General features: G+C 44.5%; 1 protein-coding gene. It reads left to right on the top strand.

Features of this window, described 5'->3' with window-relative positions; translation table 11 throughout:
- Window positions 1–18 precede the first annotated feature (18 nt).
- The coding region (locus HP456_RS24605) for a nicotinate phosphoribosyltransferase (protein ID WP_172255895.1) at window positions 19–733 on the top strand (715 nt) is incomplete at its 3' end.

Below are 733 nucleotides of genomic sequence, written 5' to 3'. Positions count from 1 at the left end.
GCCATAAGGAGCTTTATGATGAAAGAAATCGAATTGAAACTTAAAGGGAAAATCAAACGACTGACCAACCATACATTTAAATTTGATGAACGTATCAAGGAAGGCTGGTTTTCAGCCGTCTATTTTTTGAAAACAAAAGAAATCGCGCGTAAATATAAACCTGATGCTGTCGTAACGATGCAATTTTTCCAAAAGGATCACTCTGTATTATGCGGAACTGATGAGGTCATCGCGCTCCTTCATACCTTTGCTGATCATCCGGAAAAGCTTGAGATTCATTCTTTGAAAGATGGAGATCAAATCTCCCCTTTCGAAACTGTACTCACGATTACAGGCCGTTACCAGGATTTCGGTTTTTTGGAGGGTATCATCGATGGGATCCTCGCCAGAAGGACATCCGTCGCAACGAGTGTTTACAACGTGATGAAAGCAGCTGCTCTTTCCGGTCATCAAAAACCGGTCATTTTCATGGGTGACCGCGATGACCACTTTACCCAGCAGGCAGGGGACGGATATGCTGCTTTTATCGGCGGATCCACTGCGCAGGCCACCCACGCCATGAACGAATGGTGGGGAAAACAGGGAATGGGCACGATGCCGCATGCATTGATTCAATTATTTAATGGGGATATCGTTGAGGCTGCAAAAGCTTATCAGGAAACGTTCCCCGAAGATGAATTGATTGCCCTGGTCGATTACAATAATGATGTCATTACGGATGCATTGAAAGTAG

Source organism: Bacillus haikouensis, from assembly GCF_013179555.1.
Lineage (GTDB): Bacteria > Bacillota > Bacilli > Bacillales > Bacillaceae_B > Rossellomorea > Rossellomorea haikouensis_A.
This window is presented reverse-complemented; position numbering and strand designations above follow the sequence as displayed.